19 protein-coding genes are annotated in these 17698 nt (G+C 58.2%); 7 read left to right on the top strand and 12 right to left on the bottom strand.

The annotated features are described in order from the left end of the window. Positions 1–3: 3 nt before the first annotated feature. The 7 genes from AC13RM_RS03055 to speB all read right to left on the bottom strand — a co-directional run bounded on the left by AC13RM_RS03055 (position 4) and on the right by speB (position 6773). Positions 4–774 carry a glutamine amidotransferase gene (locus AC13RM_RS03055; RefSeq protein ID WP_374817765.1) on the bottom strand — a complete coding sequence of 257 codons (771 nt, stop codon included), beginning with the start codon at positions 772–774 and terminating at the stop codon, positions 4–6. A gap of 26 nt (positions 775–800) precedes the next feature. Beyond that, positions 801–1889, bottom strand: coding sequence for a phosphotriesterase family protein (locus tag AC13RM_RS03050; RefSeq protein WP_285171179.1), 1089 nt, complete (start codon positions 1887–1889; stop codon positions 801–803). A gap of 5 nt (positions 1890–1894) precedes the next feature. After that, positions 1895–2902, bottom strand: coding sequence for an ABC transporter permease (locus tag AC13RM_RS03045; RefSeq protein ID WP_374817960.1), 1008 nt, complete (start codon positions 2900–2902; stop codon positions 1895–1897). A 2-nt stretch (positions 2903–2904) separates the two neighbouring features. After that, entirely contained in the window at positions 2905–3702 is a 798-nt protein-coding gene (locus tag AC13RM_RS03040; RefSeq protein ID WP_374817763.1) for an ATP-binding cassette domain-containing protein, read from the bottom strand. 89 nt (positions 3703–3791) lie between these two features. Next, positions 3792–4733 (bottom strand): ABC transporter substrate-binding protein, encoded by a 942-nt coding sequence (locus AC13RM_RS03035; RefSeq protein ID WP_374817761.1) that lies wholly within the window; start codon positions 4731–4733, stop codon positions 3792–3794. A gap of 121 nt (positions 4734–4854) precedes the next feature. Then, complete coding sequence (locus AC13RM_RS03030) at positions 4855–5469, bottom strand: cupin domain-containing protein (RefSeq protein WP_113233132.1); 615 nt, start codon at positions 5467–5469, stop codon at positions 4855–4857. A gap of 248 nt (positions 5470–5717) precedes the next feature. After that, positions 5718–6773, bottom strand: coding sequence for an agmatinase (gene speB / locus AC13RM_RS03025; protein WP_374817758.1), 1056 nt, complete (start codon positions 6771–6773; stop codon positions 5718–5720). Between the two features lie 96 nt (positions 6774–6869). On the opposite strand from speB, the gene AC13RM_RS03020 reads away from it, so the two are divergent. Continuing rightward, on the top strand, positions 6870–8033 hold the full coding sequence (locus AC13RM_RS03020) for an aminotransferase (protein WP_374817756.1): 1164 nt from the start codon (positions 6870–6872) through the stop codon (positions 8031–8033). Here the strand turns inward: AC13RM_RS03020 and AC13RM_RS03015 are convergent. The 4 genes from AC13RM_RS03015 to hutC form a co-directional block, all read right to left on the bottom strand. Beyond that, the gene (locus AC13RM_RS03015; RefSeq protein ID WP_374817754.1) at positions 8025–8549 is read right to left on the bottom strand and encodes a flavin reductase family protein; all 525 of its coding nucleotides are present in this window, start codon (positions 8547–8549) and stop codon (positions 8025–8027) included. The genes AC13RM_RS03020 and AC13RM_RS03015 overlap by 9 nt on opposite strands. An 11-nt stretch (positions 8550–8560) precedes the next feature. Continuing rightward, a complete protein-coding gene (locus tag AC13RM_RS03010; RefSeq protein ID WP_488554547.1) occupies positions 8561–9901 on the bottom strand; it encodes an LLM class flavin-dependent oxidoreductase in 1341 nt (446 codons plus the stop codon). Between the two features lie 123 nt (positions 9902–10024). Beyond that, positions 10025–10966 (bottom strand): LysR family transcriptional regulator, encoded by a 942-nt coding sequence (locus AC13RM_RS03005; protein ID WP_374817749.1) that lies wholly within the window; start codon positions 10964–10966, stop codon positions 10025–10027. Then, positions 10963–11706 carry a histidine utilization transcriptional repressor HutC gene (gene hutC, locus AC13RM_RS03000; RefSeq protein WP_374817748.1) on the bottom strand — a complete coding sequence of 248 codons (744 nt, stop codon included), beginning with the start codon at positions 11704–11706 and terminating at the stop codon, positions 10963–10965. Before hutC ends, AC13RM_RS03005 begins: the two co-directional genes overlap by 4 nt. A gap of 230 nt (positions 11707–11936) precedes the next feature. Here hutC and AC13RM_RS02995 point away from each other — a divergent pair, with 230 nt between their 5' ends. The 4 genes from AC13RM_RS02995 to AC13RM_RS02980 all read left to right on the top strand — a co-directional run bounded on the left by AC13RM_RS02995 (position 11937) and on the right by AC13RM_RS02980 (position 14956). After that, a complete protein-coding gene (locus AC13RM_RS02995; RefSeq protein WP_374817746.1) occupies positions 11937–12764 on the top strand; it encodes a transporter substrate-binding domain-containing protein in 828 nt (275 codons plus the stop codon). Between the two features lie 97 nt (positions 12765–12861). Then, the gene (locus AC13RM_RS02990) at positions 12862–13503 is read left to right on the top strand and encodes an amino acid ABC transporter permease (protein ID WP_374817744.1); all 642 of its coding nucleotides are present in this window, start codon (positions 12862–12864) and stop codon (positions 13501–13503) included. Further along, the gene (locus tag AC13RM_RS02985; RefSeq protein ID WP_374817742.1) at positions 13500–14168 is read left to right on the top strand and encodes an amino acid ABC transporter permease; all 669 of its coding nucleotides are present in this window, start codon (positions 13500–13502) and stop codon (positions 14166–14168) included. Before AC13RM_RS02990 ends, AC13RM_RS02985 begins: the two co-directional genes overlap by 4 nt. Then, entirely contained in the window at positions 14165–14956 is a 792-nt protein-coding gene (locus AC13RM_RS02980; RefSeq protein WP_112335937.1) for an amino acid ABC transporter ATP-binding protein, read from the top strand. The genes AC13RM_RS02985 and AC13RM_RS02980 overlap by 4 nt, the downstream gene beginning before the upstream one ends. A 166-nt stretch (positions 14957–15122) precedes the next feature. On the opposite strand, the gene AC13RM_RS02975 is transcribed toward AC13RM_RS02980, so the two are convergent. Beyond that, positions 15123–15395, bottom strand: a complete 273-nt coding sequence (locus AC13RM_RS02975; protein ID WP_113233058.1) for an usg protein — start codon at positions 15393–15395, stop codon at positions 15123–15125. 278 nt (positions 15396–15673) lie between these two features. On the opposite strand from AC13RM_RS02975, the gene groES reads away from it, so the two are divergent. Both groES and groL read left to right on the top strand, forming a co-directional pair. Beyond that, the gene (gene groES, locus AC13RM_RS02970) at positions 15674–15988 is read left to right on the top strand and encodes a co-chaperone GroES (RefSeq protein ID WP_285171153.1); all 315 of its coding nucleotides are present in this window, start codon (positions 15674–15676) and stop codon (positions 15986–15988) included. A 54-nt stretch (positions 15989–16042) separates the two neighbouring features. Further along, positions 16043–17671 carry a chaperonin GroEL gene (gene groL / locus AC13RM_RS02965; RefSeq protein WP_285171154.1) on the top strand — a complete coding sequence of 543 codons (1629 nt, stop codon included), beginning with the start codon at positions 16043–16045 and terminating at the stop codon, positions 17669–17671. The last annotated feature ends 27 nt before the right edge of the window (positions 17672–17698 follow it).

Genomic DNA, 17698 nt, shown 5'->3' with positions numbered 1-17698 from the left:
GCGTCAGTCCTTGCGCGTTGCCCAGGCCAGCATCTGCTCGAAGAGCGTCTTGTAGCCGCTCCAGGCGATAAACTCGGGCGGCAGCCAGTGTGGGCCGACATCCGAAGTCCAGACGAGTGTCCTGCCGGCGCCATAGGTGCCGGTTACCAAAAGTGGCTGCGAACCATATTCGCCTGAAACCGTCGCAAGCACTTCAGCTCCTTGCTTCACCTTCACCTCGTTGAAACCGAGAAGGTAGGGCCAATCGTTTCCGAGACCCTTGAGAATGGGGTGGGCATCATTGCCCGTTACGACGGGCGAAAATCCCTCAGGAACTTCAACGCGATCATCGATGGCAAGGCAGGTTACCGGCAGCACGTCCTCCACCGGCGTTTTATGATAGCGCGCGCCGCCATTGATGCCCTGGAAGCTGTAATAGCCGCCGAACATCAGCAACGCGCCGCCATTTGTAACGTAATCGCGCAGCAGCTTCAGCCGGTTCGGGGTCCTTTTGGAATGAATCCAGGTATCGGGATGCAACAGCAGCGTGTTTGCGCCGATATCGGATAGAACGATCGCGTCATATTCCGCGAGCGCTTCGGCCGTCAGCGGAAAATCGCGCTGCGCCTCATGGGCTGGCATGAAGGTGACGTCAAAGGCACTGTCCTTCAACGCCTTCAGCAATTCGTCGGCACCGGTGTGATAGGTCACCGTCGGAAACTGATCGAAACCCTTGATATGGGTGGCGGTCGAAACCCATGATTCACCCGCCAGAAGAACCTTTTTCTTGCTCATGTCTGCTCCTTGAATGCACTCGACCTTCAGGCCGAGGCGGAAAATACCGATTGGGGATTGGTGATCAGCATTTGGTCGATCGCCTGCTGATCGACACCGTGACGCTTCAGTCGCGGCAGGAAATGCTTGAGAATATAGCCATAGCCGAAACCGCCATAGCGGGTCAGCATGATCTTGAGAAAGACGTCCTGAGACAGAAGCAGCCGATCGGCAAAGCCCAGGTCTATGATCGCCCTGATCGCCCTGGCGTTCTCCTCGTCCGATGGCGATTGAGCATCCTGATCGGCGTAATAATAATCCATACCGATCATGTCATATTCCAGGAAGGCACCGCGTTCCGCGAGGCTCTTTTGATATTGAAGATCATTATGGCTGGGATTCATGTGGCAGAGCACAGTGTGACGCAGGTCCGCGCCTTCTTCTTCGACCACGTCCAGGACGCGATGGGCAAGGCGCTCCCATCCCGGCAAATGGATGGATAAAGGCAGGCCTGTCAGCCTCGAGGCTCGCGCCGATGCCCTGAGGGACTTTTGCTCCTCGGATGTAAAGTCCTTGCTGACGCCGACCTCGCCGATGATGCCGGCGATGACGTCAGGCTGGGTCTCGCCGCCGCCGACGTCGTTGACGATGAAGGCGGTGACCTCCTCCAGATCCATGCCCTTCAGCCACTCCGGATGCGTATGCTCCAGATAGAAGCCGGTCCCCATGATGATCTTCAGACCGGACATGCGGGCGATGCGGGCCAATTGTTCGGCATCGCGCCCTATGCCGAAGTTGGTGGTTTCGACCACGGTATGGCCGCCAAGCTTCTGGAAGCGGGAAAGTTCGGCGAGCGCCAAATCCCGATCATCCAGCGAGACGTTGTCGCGGTTCATATAGGGGTTCATCCGCAGCTCGCCGATGATCTCTATTCCAACCGGCCGTTCAGCGATCGCCTTTTCGTCTGGATGGCAAGGGCACTTCCATGAGGTCGCTCCATCAAGGAAGATGTGCTCATGCATGAGCGTCACGCCCATTTCCGTGACCGGGATGGGACCAAGTACGGTCATTGCGCATCCGGTGTGAACACCAATGGCATGACGCGTTCTGGCCCCCTCGGCAAAGAGATGATCCATCATGCTCAGCGGCCCCTTGCTGCGCCTTTGAAAAGGCGGAAGTTCAACCAGATTGCCACGAGGATGATGACCCCGGTTACGATCGGCGTGAAGAAGGGCGACATGTGCGAAAGGATCAGGCCGTTCGCGATAACCGCAACCGTCAGTGCTCCGAGCACCGTTCCGACCACTGAACCGCGCCCGCCGAACAGGCTCGTACCGCCCAGGACAACTGCGGCAATGACATCGAGTTCGAAGCCTTGCCCGGCATTTGAGGAGCCGGATCCCAGGCGCGCGGCAAGAATGATGCCGGCAACCGACGCTGCAACACCCGATATCACATAGACGAACAAGGTGACGCGCCGCGTGTTGACGCCGGCACGGCGCACCGCCTCGGCATTGGCACCGATGCCGGTGACGTATCGCCCGAACGGCGTTTCGTTGAAGGCGATATAGGCCGCGACGAGGGCGACGATCGCGATCATCGCGGGGGCAGGGATGCCAAAGAACCAGGCCTGGCCAATCGCCGTGAACGGGCTTTGCGGATCGACGGGGATCGAGTAGCCGCCGGTGATGAGAAGTGCGAGGCCCCTGATGACCGATAGCCCGGCCAGCGTGACGATGAAGGCGGGGATCCGCTCATAGGCGATGAAATATCCTTGGATTAATCCGGTCGCCGCGCCAAGAAGCATCATCAGAACGACAACCAGCGGCCAAGGGATACCGGCCTGAAGGCAGGCAGCCGAAAGCGTTGCGGCAAGGGCCAATACGGATCCAACCGAAAGATCGATACCGCCTGTCGTGATGACGAAGGTCATGGCCGCTGCCACGATCAACAGAGGCGCCGATTGTCTGACGACGTTCAAGAGATTGGGCGCGGTCAGAAAGACGTTTGTAAAGAGGGAGAAGAAAATACAGACCGCGATGAAAAACAGCGCGATCGAAACAATGCCGCCATTGGCTATGGCCTTGTCATAGAGGCGTGCCTTGCGCAAACGGGATGAGGGGGCGGTTTGGGCGTGAGAGGATGTCATGGTCATACGGAAGCGCCTCGCTCGGTATGTTGGCCGGCCGAGCGTGCGGAGAACTTGCGACCGACGATCAGGTTGACGACTTCTTCGATGTTCGTTTCGGCGATGAGGCGCTCGGCGACGTTCTGCCCCTCATACATCACCTGGATGCGATCGCAGACGAGGAAGAGATCCTGCAGGCGATGTGTAATCAGAATAACGCTGACGCCGCGGGCGCTGACCGTGCGGATGAGCTCCAGCACCGCTTCGACTTCGGCAACTGCAAGCGCCGCCGTCGGCTCGTCCATGATGAGGACTGACGGATTGAACGAAGCCGCACGTCCGATCGCAATCGACTGACGTTGGCCGCCTGAGAGATTCTCGACTTTCAGATGCGTGTCCGGAATGACGATGCCGAGCCCTTCCAGCATATGGCGCGCCCGTTCATGCATCGTCTTCTTGTCGAGGATCGGAATGCCCGCGAGCTTCCATTTCGGTTCGCGCCCGAGAAAGAGATTTCCTGCCACATCGACCGTGTCGCAAAGGGACAGATCCTGATAGACCATCTCGACATGCGCGGCGCGTGCGTCAGCGGGCGAGGCAAAGGAAACTGCTTTGCCGTCGATCTCGATCGTTCCCGAATCCGGGATCACCGCGCCTGAAAGAACTTTGCTCAAGGTCGATTTGCCGGCACCGTTGTCACCGACAAGGCCGAGAACCTCGCCCGGTTTCAAGGTCAACGATACATTGTCCAACGACTGCATCGTGCCATAGCGTTTGGAAATGCCGGTCATCCTGACGCGGTAGGTATCAGCGTTTGTCATATCAATGCTGCCTTGCGGAAATGGCCTCAGCCATGATGCCACAACGTCATGGCCGATGCGACCGGCCACGACGTGACGAGATGCGGGAGCTACTTGAACATGCCCCGGAACTTGTCGACATTTTCCTTGGTGACGATGGTGACAGGCACATTGATGATCGGATCGATCTTCTCGCCCTTTTTCACCTTGACGAGCGCTTCGACGGCCGCCTTGCCTTCGCCGGCCGGATCCTGCTGGATAACGGCCGTCACCCAACCCTGATCGATACCCTCGATCGCTTGCTTGGTCAGATCCCAGCCGAAGACCTTCACGTTACCTGTTTTGCCCTGGCTGGTGACAGCCGCAACGGCTCCAAGGAGTGCCGGCTCGCCGGTCGCATAGAGCGTCGTCATGTCGGGATTGGCGGTAATGAGATTTTCCGCTGCGCTGAGCGCAACATCCTGCACGTTCTGACCATCCACGGTATCGAGGAAGTCGACCTTCTGGCCGCCAGCCTTCACCGCCGCCTTGAATCCATCAAGACGCTGGTTCTGGATGAAGGAATTGAGTGCGCCGACCACGCCGACTTTGGCGCTGCCGCCCAGCTTGTCCTTGACGTACTCGGAATAGAATTTGCCGATCTCCTCGCCCGCCTTGGTGTTGTCGACACCCACGAAGGCGATGTTGTCGCCGTTCGGAATCTGGGCATCGATGGCGATGACCGGGATGCCGGCCTTCTTGGCGGCGGTGATTGCCGGCTTCACGCCGTTTACGTCGATGGCGACCAAAATGATGCCGTCGACCTTCTGGGTGATGTAGTTCTCGATGGCATCGTTCTGTGCGCTCGGCACGTTGTTGGCGTTGAATATGACAAGATCGGCGCCGGCCTTCTTTGCCGCCTCCTTAGCGCCGTCATTGATCTGGTTGAAAAACAGAGCCTGCTGGTTGATCGTCACGAGAGCCAGCGTATTCGCCATCGCGGCGCCGGCACTGCCAGCAAGTGCGATTGTTGCGCCGACCGCGCAACCGAACAGATATTTTTTAAGACGCATGATCGTTCCCCATGTTTTTGGATTGCAAGGGGAGTATTCAAGTAACTTGAATTCTTGTCAAGTCACTTGAATTGATGATTTTGAAGATGATCGTAAGTTCGCTCCAGGATAGCCGTTGGCGCTAAAAAGTCGCCGGCGTATTCACCCAGAAGATGCTTGCGCGCTCCGATCCGACATTGCGATACCAATGGGGCAGTTCGGAGTTGAAGACGAAGCTGTCGCCGACGGAAAGCCGGAAAGTGCGTTCACCAACCATCAGTTCGATTTCGCCGGCAAGAACATATCCGACCTCCTCGCCCACATGCTGGATCGGCCCGGCACTCTGACCTCCGGCCTCGATGTGGTGGATGTTGCATTGCAGCAGATGACCTTGCGAATAGGGGATAATCCGTTCGAGAGAGATGCCTTCCCCTCTGCGCAATGGGTCGAGTCCAATCAAAGGCCTTGTTCCCGAACGGAAGACAATGCCCTCTTCACCGTCGGCCTCCTCGAACATCCAGCCAATATTCGTACCCAGAACACCGACAAGTCTATGCAGCATCGGTAACGAGGGCGAAGCCTTGCCGTTTTCAATTTTCGACAGCAGGCTTTCGGAGCAATCCGCAGCCAGAGCGAGAGCCTTGAGAGTCAAGCCCCGGGTTTGCCTGGCGAGCCTCAGACGGCCTCCAAGCCGCGCCGGATTGGTCAGTATCTTTTCCTCGTTGTCTTCTCCCGATTTCCCGGGGGATCCAATCATGTTCATGGTTCTGGTATCGCCGTTACAAAGCCGAAGCTTAACGCCAGGCGTCCGCATCTGTCTAGGTATCACGAATACCAGTGATATGCGTGTCGAGTTGCCGCTTTGCCAGGACGACCTCTCCATCAGCGCTTGTTTCATCGAGAACGCTAATTGTCGTCCTGGATTCCATTGTTCGGTCTCCGGTCAACCTGCGGCGATGCTGCCAGAGATTATTCGCGGACTTCGTGTTGATTGGCCCGCAACGCTCAGCGTTTGCCGATCGACGGGCTGAACACCATGAGGCTCAGTATCTCGAAGAGCACTTGAGCTCCTGCATGTGCGGTGTTGGTGGTCGCATCATATTGGGGAGCAACCTCGACGACGTCGCCACCCACCAGATTTATGCCTTTCAGCCCGCGTATCAGTTCAAGAACTTCGCGCGTCGTCAATCCGCCGATCTCGGGCGTGCCCGTACCGGGGGCAAAACTCGGATCGAGGCTGTCGATGTCGAAGGAGAGATAGGTCGGGCCGTCACCGACGATGGATTTGGCCTTGGCAATGACGGCTTCCATCCCCATTGCACTGATGTCTTCTGCGTGGATCACGGTCATTCCCGACTTATAGGAGAATTCCCATAGATATTCCGCCGAACCGCGGATGCCGAGCTGGATCGTCCTCGTCGGATCGAGCACGCCATCCAGCACCGCGTTGCGAAACGGTCCGCCATGATGAAACTTCGTCTGATCGAAGGCACCGCTGGTGTCGCAGTGCGCGTCGATATGAATGAGGCCCACCGACTCCTTCCGGCCGACCGCCTTCAAAATGGGATGGGTAATGGAGTGGTCACCCCCGACCGAGAGCGGCACGACGCCGGCATCGACGATCTGACCGATCCGCTTTTCGATGTCGTCGTGACTGAGCTCAAGCCGATATCGGCTCTGAAACGGTACGTCGCCAATGTCGGCGACACGAAGATCGAAGACCGGCGCTGTTCCCAGAACATGGTTATAAGGACCTATTCTCTCGATGGCGCGAAGTGCGCGCGGTCCGAAGCGGGAGCCGGGACGGTTGGTGACGCCGAGATCCATCGGTATCCCCGTGATCGCGACCTGGAGATTGCCGAAATCAGGCTCGTCAGCTGCGACCTGCATGTAGGGCGCGCTGAGGAAAGTCGGCACACCGGCATATGGTGCCAGTCTCGTGCCGCTCTTGGAGATGATCTTCTCTGCGACTTTGCGAAACTTCTCGTCGAATATCTCGCCGCCTTTGCTGTCTGCAAATTCCGCGCGCAGCTGTTCGAGCCGCATCTTGTCCCACACCATGCGCATGCGTCTCCACTTGATGTCCGTCTCACTCAACAAAGAGGTTGAGAAGACAATTGGTATCGTTGTAGCAATCGGTATCAAAGAGAAATCGATATGACCGCTGCAAAATCCAATTCGCTCGTTGCCCGCCTCTCCCCTCCGCCCATCCCTTCCGTCGTTGCCTGGGGCCGCGAATACAAAGGGCAAAAGGGGCCGCTCATCGACTTGTCGCAGGCCGTGCCGGGCTATCCCGCACATCCGGAGATGCTGCGGCTTCTTGCCGAGACGGCTGGGCAGCAGGCGATGACCGGATACGGGCCGATCGAGGGCGAGCCTTTGCTGCGGCAGGCCTATGCCGCACATGTCGCAGACGTTTACGGCGCGGACATATCTGCCGGCAATATCCATATCACGGCCGGCTGCAATCAGGCGTTCATGTGCACGGCGATTGCGCTTGCTGGCGCCGGCGATACGGTCGCGCTCACCAATCCCTTCTATTTCAATCATGACACGACGCTATCGATGCTGGGAATCGAGCGGATGCTGGTCGACTGCGATTCAGCCGCCGGTTTTCTCCCGGATCTCGGTTCAGCAGAGGCCGCACTTTCCGCCGGCGCGAAGATGCTCGCCGTCGTTACACCCAACAATCCTACCGGAGCAGTCTATCCGCCTGAGCTGCTTCACGCGCTTTTCAGGCTCTGCCGAAAATATGGCGCCTGGCTGGTCGTTGACGAAACCTACCGCGATTTTCTCGCCGAAGGTTACGGCCGGCCGCACGCCTTGCTGTCGGAGCCGAGTTGGGAGGATACGCTCGTTCTTCTCTACAGCTTTTCGAAATCCTTCTGCATCCCTGGTCATCGCCTCGGTGCTGTCATGGCGGGCCCCGGGCTCATCGCGGAGATCGCGAAGGTCATGGACAATATGCAGATCTGCGCTCCGCGTTCGGCTCAGATCGCCGTTGCCTCGGCTTTGCCAGCGCTTGCCGATTGGCGGGCCGGCAACCGGCTGGAAATCGCTCGCCGTGCCGATGCTTTGAGACGAGTGTTTTCCGAGTTGGTGGGCTGGGAGATTGCGGCGATCGGCGCCTATTTCGCCTTTGTTCGCCATCCTTTCGAGGGCCGATCGTCGTCTGAGGTGGCCGAAGAACTTGCGAGGGAACGCGGCGTGGTCTGCATTCCCGGGGCATATTTCGGCGAGGGGCAGGAGCGCTACCTTAGATTTGCCTTTGCCAATGTCGATGTTGCCTCGATCAGGTTATTGCCGGATCGTCTACGCTAGATAACGCTCATCAACCGCCGCCGGAAGGTCATGATAATCGCCTCGCCAATAGAGTAGCGGTCCAATGTCCTGCCGGATTTCCATCGCGCAGATATGCCCGATCAGAATGGCATGGGAATGGTGATGGAATGCGGTCTCGAGCTTGCAGTCGAGAACAGTCAGGGCATTTTCAAGTGCGGCGGCACCTGTTCTGAGGTGATACCACCCGGCACCCGCGTAGCGATCGGCGCCCTTGCGTCCGTCGATACCTGAAAAGGATTGCGCGACGTGCTGCTGGTCGGCCGCGAGTACGTTGACGCAGAAACAGCCATACCGCTGCAGTGCCGGCCAGGAGGAAGAGGTCCTGTTGACGCTGACGATGACGGAAGGCCGCTCCACCGAAAATGAGGAAACCGACGTTGCGGTGAAGCCGGTCCGGTCTTGGCCATCTCCGACCGTTATCACGCTGACCGCGCCCGCCAGGTGCCGCATCGATAGTCTGAATTCCTCATCGCTGATCAGAGCCTCGTCACCCATCGGACCGGCCCTCAGCTCTTGGCAAAGCGGTTTGCCGGCATTGAAATGCCGAGGTTTTCGCGCAATGTCTTGCCTTCATATTCCTCGCGGAACAGGCCGCGGCGGCGAAGCTCCGGCAGGACGAGCCGCACAAAGTCGTCGAGGCTGGACGGCAAGGTCGGAAACATCAGGATAAAGCCGTCGGCGGCACGCGTCTCGAACCACTCTTCCATGTAGTCGGCGATCTGGGACGGCGTGCCCGTTATACCATTTCCGGTGTGCTTCTCGGCATAGTGCCGAATCAGTTCGCCGACCGTGTGGCCGCTCTTGACGAAATCGACCAGTTCGTCGAACAGGGCACGCGACCCTTTCGGGGCGGCCGGCAGCCGCTCCATCGGGAAGGGTTCATCGAGAGCCACGCCACGCAGGTCCGCCTCCAGGAATTCGGAGAGCATCAACCGCCCGACATCGGGATGCATCTTGTCGATCAGATAGTCTACCTTGGCCTTTGCCTCGGCCTCGGTTTCACCGACATTGATGACGATGCCCGGCATGATTTTCAGATCGTCTCTCTCGCGGCCATAGGTAGCCATCCGGCTTTTGACATTGTCGTAGAAGGACCGGTTCCGCTCGATATTCGATGCGAGGCTGAAGACGATCTCGGCCGTGCGTGCCGCCATGTCCATTCCGGGTTCGGAACCGCCCGCCTGGGCGATGACGGGACGGCCCTGCGGTGTTCGGGCTATATTGAGGGGGCCGCGAACCTGGAAGTGCTTGCCCTTGTGGTTGAGCGTGTGGTGCTTGTCCTTGTCATAGTAGACGCCGGATTCGCGATCGAGAAGGAGTGCGCCTTCCTCAAAGCTGTCCCAAAGGCCGAAGACGACGTCGACGAATTCGTTGCCACGCTCGTAGCGCAGCGCGTGCGGATCGAGCCCTTCGCGATTGAAATTGTAGCCCGTTTCGTCATGGTCTGACGTGACGACATTCCAGCAGGCGCGGCCCTTGCTCAGATGGTCGATCGAGGCAAACAGACGGGCTACATTGTAGGGTTCATAGTAACTTGTCGAGACCGTTGCTACGAGACCGAGATCGTTGGTCGTGACCGCCAGGGCCGAGAGCAGCGACAGGGGCTCGAAGCGGTTCATCTTGGTTGGAATGCGGGCAAGCGCATTCGGATCGCCGACGGCGGCTGCCGGAGAATCCGCCATGAACATGAAATCGAATTTGGCCGCCTCGGATCGTTTGGCGACATCGAGCAGATGAGCGAAGTCGTTGGCGCCGTTGACATCGCTTGCCGGATGCAGCCAGGAGGCCGGATGGAAGCCGAACGTATAGACGAAAGTTCCAAGCTTCATCTTGCCGGTCCGCGCCATCGTATTCTTCCTTTATGTCGGCCACTATGTCGGCCACGCCCTCCTTTTGGAGGCGAATGCGTAAATTATCGCCAAGAGCAAAATTTCATCAATATCGTGCAGCTGAGTTCCGTTTTAGTTTTTCTAAAATGTTGATCCGGGCGCCGATATCAGGCCCTGCTGGCGGGAAATGGTGACGAGCCAATCGCGGAATTGACGTCCATGCGGTTTTTCCAGGGCGGCCCTGTCCCAGGCGAGAAAGTAGCTTTCGCGCAAGGCAATGCGCATGTCGACGGGAATGACAAGCGTTTGCGCCTCCAGCTCATCGGCAATCATCGACATCTGCGCGAGAACGACGCCGCGCTTGTTGACGGCGGCATCGATTGCGCTGCTCGAGAGCGTGAAGGAGAGGCCGGCGGCTGTTTCCTTGAGTGTCGCGCCCGTCTTCACGGCGAATTCAAGCCAGCTTGGATAGGGCGTGAAGTGCCGCTCCCATTCGACATGCAGGAGCGGATATTGAAGAAGGTGTGCTGCGGAAGGCGCCTTGCCCTTAATCAAGGCCGGCGAGCAGGCGGGAACCACCCAATCGCGGAACAGCTCCGTATAATGTTCATGCTGCAATACATCCGATCCGTAGCTGATGCGGAAATCGATGTCGTCGAAGCCCATGCGCGGTTCCTTGTCGCGACCGACGATCCTGACATGCGCGTTTGGATGCAGGGCCTGCCAGTCGAAGATCCGGCGCCCGATCCATTTGTTGACGACGGAAGACAGGGCACTGAGCACAAGTGCATTCTCGTTGCGTGCCCGTTCCAGGACCTGTTCAGCAACAGCGAATTGCTCGAATCCTTTCGATATTTCCTGATGATAGAGCCGTCCCCATTGGGTGAGCTCCACTGTGCGACCATTGCGCTCGAGCAAGGTGACACCGAGAAAGCTCTCGATCTTGCGGATCTGCTGACTGATCGCTCCGGGCGAAACATTCAGCTCTAACGCTGCGGCGTTCACGCCGCCGCAACGGCCGACGGCTTCGAAGGCCTGCAAGCCCTTGAGCGGAACCGCCCTGCTGATCCGTTTCTCGTTCAAGAGGCGATTCCTTGCGGCAGTTGATCGATGGTCCTGCTTTCATTGGGATGGAAGTCACCGGCAAACTGGAACCGGTCGCCGGGATGGATGAACTCGACATAGGTGACCGTACGGCTGCTCTGCCATGTCTGACGGATGAGCGTCAGGCAGGCTTCACCGCGCTCGGTTTCAAGCAGGCGCGCCGTCGTGGCATCAGCCGAAACGGCACGAATGACGTGCCGGGCCTTTGACCAGGGCACCATGTCCAGCAACCATTTGCCGGGAGGGACCGTTGCGAAACTCTCGGTTCTTGCCGATGGTACCAGGTCCAGCATGATGATGCGCCGCTCCAGCGCATTCGCCTTGCCGTCGACCGCATGCAGGCAGTGAAGCCGCAGGATTTCCGCCCCCATGCCTTCGCCAAGCCGCAGCGCGGTGGCAGAATCGAGCCTCTCGACTTTTCGCATCAGCATCGTGTGGCTATGTTCGTGTCCCGCCAACTCCGCTTCCGTGGAAATATCTTGGATATCCATGACCGTACGGTCGATCTGCCGCGAAGCGACGAAGGAACCGAGCTTGCGGCGACGTATGATCATGCCGCGTTCAGCCAGGGTCGAAAGCGCCTTGTTCACGGTCATCCGCGAGCATTGATACTCTTTCAGCAGCTCATGTTCGACGGGTATTCGGTGCCCCGGCGGCCAGATGCCGCTCACGATCCTACTTTCGATATCCTTCAGAATTTTCTGATGAATTGGGACCAACGCTCGCCTTGCTCCGGCAATGAATTCAGTGTCCGTGAAAACCGCGTCTGCCAGATCGTTCGGGCATCATACGGCATAATTCTTGCGTTCGTTATGTTTTGTGTTTGACAGTGTAGGCGAGGCTGTATCTATTTGTATAGACAAAAAAGGTCATAGAAATCGGCCTGACGGGACAATGCTTTGGGGAACCTGAACCTTCCAAGGAAGGGTACAAAACTGGAGAGAAAGACATGACGAAAAATTCGCTTCTGAAGGGGTTGGTCGGCGCCGCACTTTTGTTTGGCGCAACGATCTCGGCCCATGCGGCTGACACGCTTGCCGCCGTCAAGGCCGCCGGCACCCTGAAGGTCGGCACGGAGACGGCCTTCGCCCCGTTCGATTTCATCGATGCAGGCAAGCATGTCGGCTTGAACGTCGACCTCTTCGACGAGATCGGCAAGGAACTGGGCGTGAAGATCGAATGGGTCACGCTTCCATGGGACGGTGTTTTCCCGGCGCTTGAAGCTGGAAAATTCGACGTCGTTGCCGGCCCGGCGACCATCACCAAGAAACGCATGGAGCGCTATCGCTTCACGCCACCCCTGGCCGAAGCGACCATTGCGATCCTGAAAAAGGCCGGTGACAAGACGATCAACAAGCCGGAAGACATCGCCGGCAAGAAGATCGGCGTCGGCAAGGCAACCGCGCAGCTCGATCAGCTGAAGGAGTTTTCTGACACCCTTCCGACGAAAGCCGATATCCGCGAATATCCGGCCTTTACGGAATCCTATGCTGATCTCGCAGCTGGCCGTGTCGCCGGCGTTGCCAACTCGCTGCCGAATATTGCATTCGTTGCCAAACAGCGTGAAGGCACGTTCGAAGTCGTGCTGCCGCCCTTCGGCAAGAAGTCCTATTTTGGCTTCATCGGCTTGAAGGATGCCGATCACGCACCGCTGATGGACGCTATCGACGCAGCCATGCTGAAGATCAAGGCCGACGGCCGCATGGCGACGCTGCAGAAGAAATGGTTCGGCGCAAGCTTCGATACGCCTGACGCCGTCAAGGACCCGGCATTCTGATCAGCCCCCGGAAATAGGCCGTGCCCGCTTTGTTGTCGGGCACGGCTGACTGCCGAGATCTCAGCTTCCTGGTCACCACGCGGGCGAACACTCAACAATGTCCATCGAGCTCTTTGGATTGCTTGTGCAGGCATCCATCTACACGGTGACGATCAGCTTTGTGTCGATCTTTATCGGTTTTGCAATTGCGATCCTGATTTCGGGAATGTTGCTGACGGGGCGTAGCCTTTTCGTGCGACCTGCCCAGTTTTTCATCAGCTTTTTTCGCGGCGTGCCGCTGCTGGTGCAGTTGCTGCTGATCTACAATCTGCTTCCGGCCGTCGGCCTCAACGTGCCGAGCATCGTTGCCGCCATCATCGGCTTGTCGCTCTGCACGGCTGCCTACCAGGCAGAGAATCTGCGCGGCGGCTTTGCCAGCGTGCCTGTCGGCCTTGTGGAGTCGGCGGAAATGGTTGGCCTGACGCCGCGCCAGATCTTCCGCCGCATCAAGGTTCCAATTGCGCTGCGCCTGACCTTTCCAGCTCTCGTCAATGAGGCGATCCTTATTCTGAAGGCATCGTCGCTGGTTTCCGTTGTCGGCATCGTCGAACTGACCCGGATGGCCCAGGATCTTGCCGGCAGCACCTTTCTGCCGCTGCAGATCTTCGCCTCGGCTGGCCTCATCTATCTCGTGATCAACTGGGTGGTGGCGCTTGCCGGCGGCCTGATCGAAAGCAGATTGCCCGGAGTGCCGCGATGACCTTCGACATCAACGTCCTGATCGGGCAGTGGCCCGCCATCCTCAGCGGCGCTGGCGTGACGATCATGATCTGGATTCTCGGCACCATTGCTGCGGCCGTCATAGGCTTCCTGATGGCGGTCGCCCGACAGTATGGCGGCATGGTGATCGACAAGATACTGGGGGCCGTCGTGGCCGTATTGCGCGGCACGCCGTTTCTCATCCAGATCTTTCTCGTCTATTATGGCGGCCCTTTCGTCGGCCTCGAGCTTGATCCCGTACCTGCCGGTCTGATCGGCATTTCGATTTATGGCGCGGCCTATTTCAGCGAAATCTTCCGTTCCGGATTTCGGGCCGTGCCGAAAGGACATATCGAAGCTGGCGAATGCGTCGGCTTGACGCGCGGGCAGATCATCAGACGCATCCTCTTGCCCGAGATGACGATGCTGGTGCTGCCGCCCTGCGTGAACATGACCGTCATCCTGATGAAGGAGACGGCGGTTCTCTCCATCATCACCGTGCCGGAATTGACGGCGACGCTCAGCGCGATCGGATCGCAGCAATATGCCTTCGTCGAGGCGCTGTCTGCGCTGGCGCTGTTCTACTGGGTGCTCGTCGAAGTCACCGGCTGGCTTGGCAACCTTGCCGAAACGAAACTTTCCAGATTCAGGTTTTTCAACGCATGAGCGTCCCCGCTATAGAAGTCAGGAATCTCGTCAAGACGTTCGGAGAGACGACGGTCCTTCATGGCATCGATCTTGCTATCGAGCCGGGGCAAGTCTCCTGCCTCATCGGTCCATCCGGCTCGGGCAAAAGCACGCTTTTGCGATGCATGGCTTTTCTTGAAGAGGCAACACGGGGGACGATCTCCATCAACGGCGAGGTCCTTGGTTTCGCCGAGGATTCTCAAGGGCGCCGTGAACGTATCTCGGCGGCGACCAATCGTTCGATCCGCGCGCAGATCGGCATGGTGTTCCAGCAGTTCAATCTTTGGCCGCATATGACGGCGCTGGGCAATGTCAGCGAGGCATTGAAGACGGTTCATAAGATGAGCCGAAAGCAGGCCGAGGATGCGGCCATGGTGCAACTCGTCAAGGTCGGGCTCGAGGCGAGGGCGGGGCATTATCCCTCGCAGCTTTCCGGCGGGCAGCAGCAACGCGTTGCGATCGCCCGCGCTTTGGCATTGAAGCCGAAGATCATGCTGTTCGATGAGCCGACCTCTTCGCTCGATCCGGAACTGACCGGCGAGGTCTTGAACGTCATGCGCGACCTGGCGGCCGAGGGCATGACGATGGTCGTCGTTTCGCACGAAATAGGTTTCGCCGCGACCGTCGGCCAGCAGATCATCTTTCTCGATCACGGCAAGGTGCTGTTCAGCGGACCGCCGCAAGAGGTCTTCAAGAAACCGAGAAATCCTCGTCTAGAGCAATTCCTCGATACCTATCTCGATCGTGGTGCGTCGATGTTGCTCTGACATTGCGTCAAACACGTCTGCTGGAGCCAATGCGAGGCAATCGCGCCAGTGGACGTGTTTGATTTTCCTTCCCCGTTGGCCTCACTCCGAACAGGCAAAGGCGAATGACCGAGCTCATCAAGCCTTGTTTGTCGACGACCTGGGAAGGAAAATTTCGGTTCAGGTCTTAATGGAGCTTGAACTCGCCTTCCACGCGACGCCATTCATTTGGACCGATCAGACGCCGATGGCTATAGCGGACGGAATGCAGCGGCCCGTCAAGATTGCTTTGCCAGAAATCGAGGAACCGGTGCATTTCGGGAAAATCGGGCGCCAGATCGTAATCCTGCCAGACGTAGGTCTGCAGGACGGATTCGAAATCGGGAATGTGATAGAGGATATGCGCTGTGGTCAGCCCATAGCCGTTCAGTTGACCTTCCAGTTCCGATGAAAATCGCATGCTTCATCTCCGTTTCGTGACAGTCGGATGGTGGCGCAAATTTTTGCGGCCATCAACGGATTTTCAACGCAGAATGCCATTTTCTTGTTCCTTTCCAGTGTGTTAGCAGCCACTCAAAATGAGTGCTAATTTTTTCTTCTATCCCTCTTGAAATCGAAAAATCCGAAAACCAGATCATTTCGCGCAAAAAGCTCGAACGAGGTTTTGCACCCGCCCGGACTGGTCATCCGGCCCGGTGAGGGGATCAACGTCATCTTTTTTGCTCAACGGAGGAAAACATGTCGTTCCGACCGCTTCATGATCGCATTCTCGTCCGCCGCGTCGATTCCGAGGAAAAGACCAAAGGCGGCATCATCATTCCCGACACCGCCAAGGAAAAGCCGCAGGAAGGCGAGGTTATCGCCGTCGGTCCCGGCGCGCGCAACGACGCCGGCCAGGTGCAGACCCTCGACGTCAAGGCTGGCGATCGCATCCTGTTCGGAAAATGGTCCGGCACCGAGATCAAGATCAACGGCGAAGATCTGCTCATCATGAAGGAAAGCGATGTCATGTGCATCATCGAAGCCCAGGCCGAGCAGAAACAGGCTGCCTGAGCCTCCACGCCATGAACCATCAGTCTGATAGCTGCCTATTGAGGAGTTAAAGAAATGGCTGCGAAAGAAGTCAAGTTTCACACCGATGCCCGTGAACGCATGCTGCGAGGGGTCGATGTGCTCGCCAATGCCGTGAAGGTCACGCTCGGCCCGAAGGGGCGTAACGTCGTCATCGACAAGTCCTTCGGCGCTCCGCGCATCACCAAGGACGGCGTTTCCGTTGCCAAGGAAATCGAACTGGAGGACAAGTTCGAGAACATGGGCGCCCAAATGCTGCGCGAAGTCGCCTCCAAGACCAACGATCTTGCCGGCGATGGCACCACGACCGCGACCGTTCTCGCTCAAGCGATTGTCAAGGAAGGCGCCAAGGCGGTCGCCTCCGGCATGAACCCGATGGATCTGAAGCGCGGCATCGACCTGGGCGTCGACGCTGTCGTCGCCGAACTGAAGACCAACGCCCGCAAGATCTCCAACAATGCCGAGATCGCCCAGGTTGGCACCATTTCGGCTAACGGCGATGCCGAAATCGGCCGTTATCTTGCCGAAGCCATGCAGAAAGTCGGCAACGAAGGCGTCATCACGGTTGAAGAAGCCAAGACCGCTGAAACCGAACTCGAAGTCGTCGAAGGCATGCAGTTCGACCGCGGCTATCTCAGCCCGTATTTCGTCACCAACGCCGAGAAGATGCGGGTCGAGTTCGAGGATCCCTATATCCTCATCCACGAAAAGAAGCTCTCGAACCTGCAGCCGCTACTTCCGATCCTGGAAGCCGTCGTCCAATCCGGCAAACCGCTCCTCATCATTGCTGAAGACGTCGAAGGCGAAGCTCTTGCGACCCTCGTTGTCAACAAGCTGCGTGGCGGTCTCAAGATCGCTGCCGTCAAGGCTCCGGGCTTCGGTGACCGCCGCAAGGCCATGCTGGAAGACATCGCCATCCTGACGGGCGGCACCGTCATCTCCGAAGACCTCGGCATCAAGCTCGAGAACGTCACCCTCGACATGCTCGGCCGGGCCAAGAAGGTCGCGATCGAGAAGGAGAATACGACCATCATCGATGGCGTCGCCTCGAAATCGGACATCGAAGGCCGTGTTGCCCAGATCAAGGCTCAGATCGAAGAAACCACCTCTGACTACGACCGCGAGAAGCTGCAGGAACGCCTTGCAAAGCTCGCTGGCGGCGTTGCTGTGATCCGCGTTGGCGGCTCGACGGAAGTCGAAGTGAAGGAAAAGAAGGACCGCGTCGATGATGCGCTGCATGCGACTCGTGCCGCAGTCGAGGAAGGTATCCTGCCGGGCGGCGGCGTTGCTCTGCTGAGAGCCGTCAAGGCGCTTGACGGTCTCAAGACTGAAAACGACGACCAGCGCGTCGGCGTCGATATTGTTCGCCGGGCAATCGAGGCTCCGGTTCGCCAAATAGCAGAGAATGCTGGCGCCGAAGGTTCGATCATCGTCGGCAAGTTGCGTGAGAAGACCGAATTCTCCTATGGCTGGAATGCGCAGACGAATGAATATGGCGATCTCTATGCCCAAGGCGTCATCGATCCCGCCAAGGTCGTGCGCACCGCACTTCAGGATGCAGCTTCGGTCGCTGGCTTGCTGGTGACGACGGAAGCCATGATTGCTGAAAAGCCGAAGAAGGAGGCAGCTCCCGCATTGCCCGCCGGCGCAGGAATGGACTTCTAAGGGGCAAGCCCGCTCCATCCTCCAATG

This window comes from Martinezella sp. CNPSo 3732 (assembly GCF_057784515.1).
Note: the sequence above shows the minus strand (reverse complement) of the source record. Positions and strands in the feature narration are given on the sequence as shown.

Bases quoted from the DNA above. Each gene is read 5' to 3' on its own strand.
- AC13RM_RS03015 (WP_374817754.1), bottom strand. From the start codon at position 8,549: ATGGGTGACGAGGCTCTGATCAGCGATGAGGAATTCAGACTATCGATG.
- AC13RM_RS02975 (WP_113233058.1), bottom strand. From the start codon at position 15,395: ATGCGATTTTCATCGGAACTGGAAGGTCAACTGAACGGCTATGGGCTG.
- AC13RM_RS03045 (WP_374817960.1), bottom strand. From the start codon at position 2,902: ATGACATCCTCTCACGCCCAAACCGCCCCCTCATCCCGTTTGCGCAAG.
- groES (WP_285171153.1), top strand. From the start codon at position 15,674: ATGTCGTTCCGACCGCTTCATGATCGCATTCTCGTCCGCCGCGTCGAT.
- AC13RM_RS03040 (WP_374817763.1), bottom strand. From the start codon at position 3,702: ATGACAAACGCTGATACCTACCGCGTCAGGATGACCGGCATTTCCAAA.
- groL (WP_285171154.1), top strand. From the start codon at position 16,043: ATGGCTGCGAAAGAAGTCAAGTTTCACACCGATGCCCGTGAACGCATG.
- AC13RM_RS03055 (WP_374817765.1), bottom strand. From the start codon at position 774: ATGAGCAAGAAAAAGGTTCTTCTGGCGGGTGAATCATGGGTTTCGACC.
- AC13RM_RS03020 (WP_374817756.1), top strand. From the start codon at position 6,870: ATGACCGCTGCAAAATCCAATTCGCTCGTTGCCCGCCTCTCCCCTCCG.
- AC13RM_RS03010 (WP_488554547.1), bottom strand. From the start codon at position 9,901: ATGGCGCGGACCGGCAAGATGAAGCTTGGAACTTTCGTCTATACGTTC.
- AC13RM_RS03035 (WP_374817761.1), bottom strand. From the start codon at position 4,733: ATGCGTCTTAAAAAATATCTGTTCGGTTGCGCGGTCGGCGCAACAATC.
- AC13RM_RS03030 (WP_113233132.1), bottom strand. From the start codon at position 5,469: ATGATTGGATCCCCCGGGAAATCGGGAGAAGACAACGAGGAAAAGATA.
- AC13RM_RS02995 (WP_374817746.1), top strand. From the start codon at position 11,937: ATGACGAAAAATTCGCTTCTGAAGGGGTTGGTCGGCGCCGCACTTTTG.
- AC13RM_RS02990 (WP_374817744.1), top strand. From the start codon at position 12,862: ATGTCCATCGAGCTCTTTGGATTGCTTGTGCAGGCATCCATCTACACG.
- speB (WP_374817758.1), bottom strand. From the start codon at position 6,773: ATGGTGTGGGACAAGATGCGGCTCGAACAGCTGCGCGCGGAATTTGCA.
- AC13RM_RS02980 (WP_112335937.1), top strand. From the start codon at position 14,165: ATGAGCGTCCCCGCTATAGAAGTCAGGAATCTCGTCAAGACGTTCGGA.
- AC13RM_RS02985 (WP_374817742.1), top strand. From the start codon at position 13,500: ATGACCTTCGACATCAACGTCCTGATCGGGCAGTGGCCCGCCATCCTC.
- AC13RM_RS03050 (WP_285171179.1), bottom strand. From the start codon at position 1,889: ATGGATCATCTCTTTGCCGAGGGGGCCAGAACGCGTCATGCCATTGGT.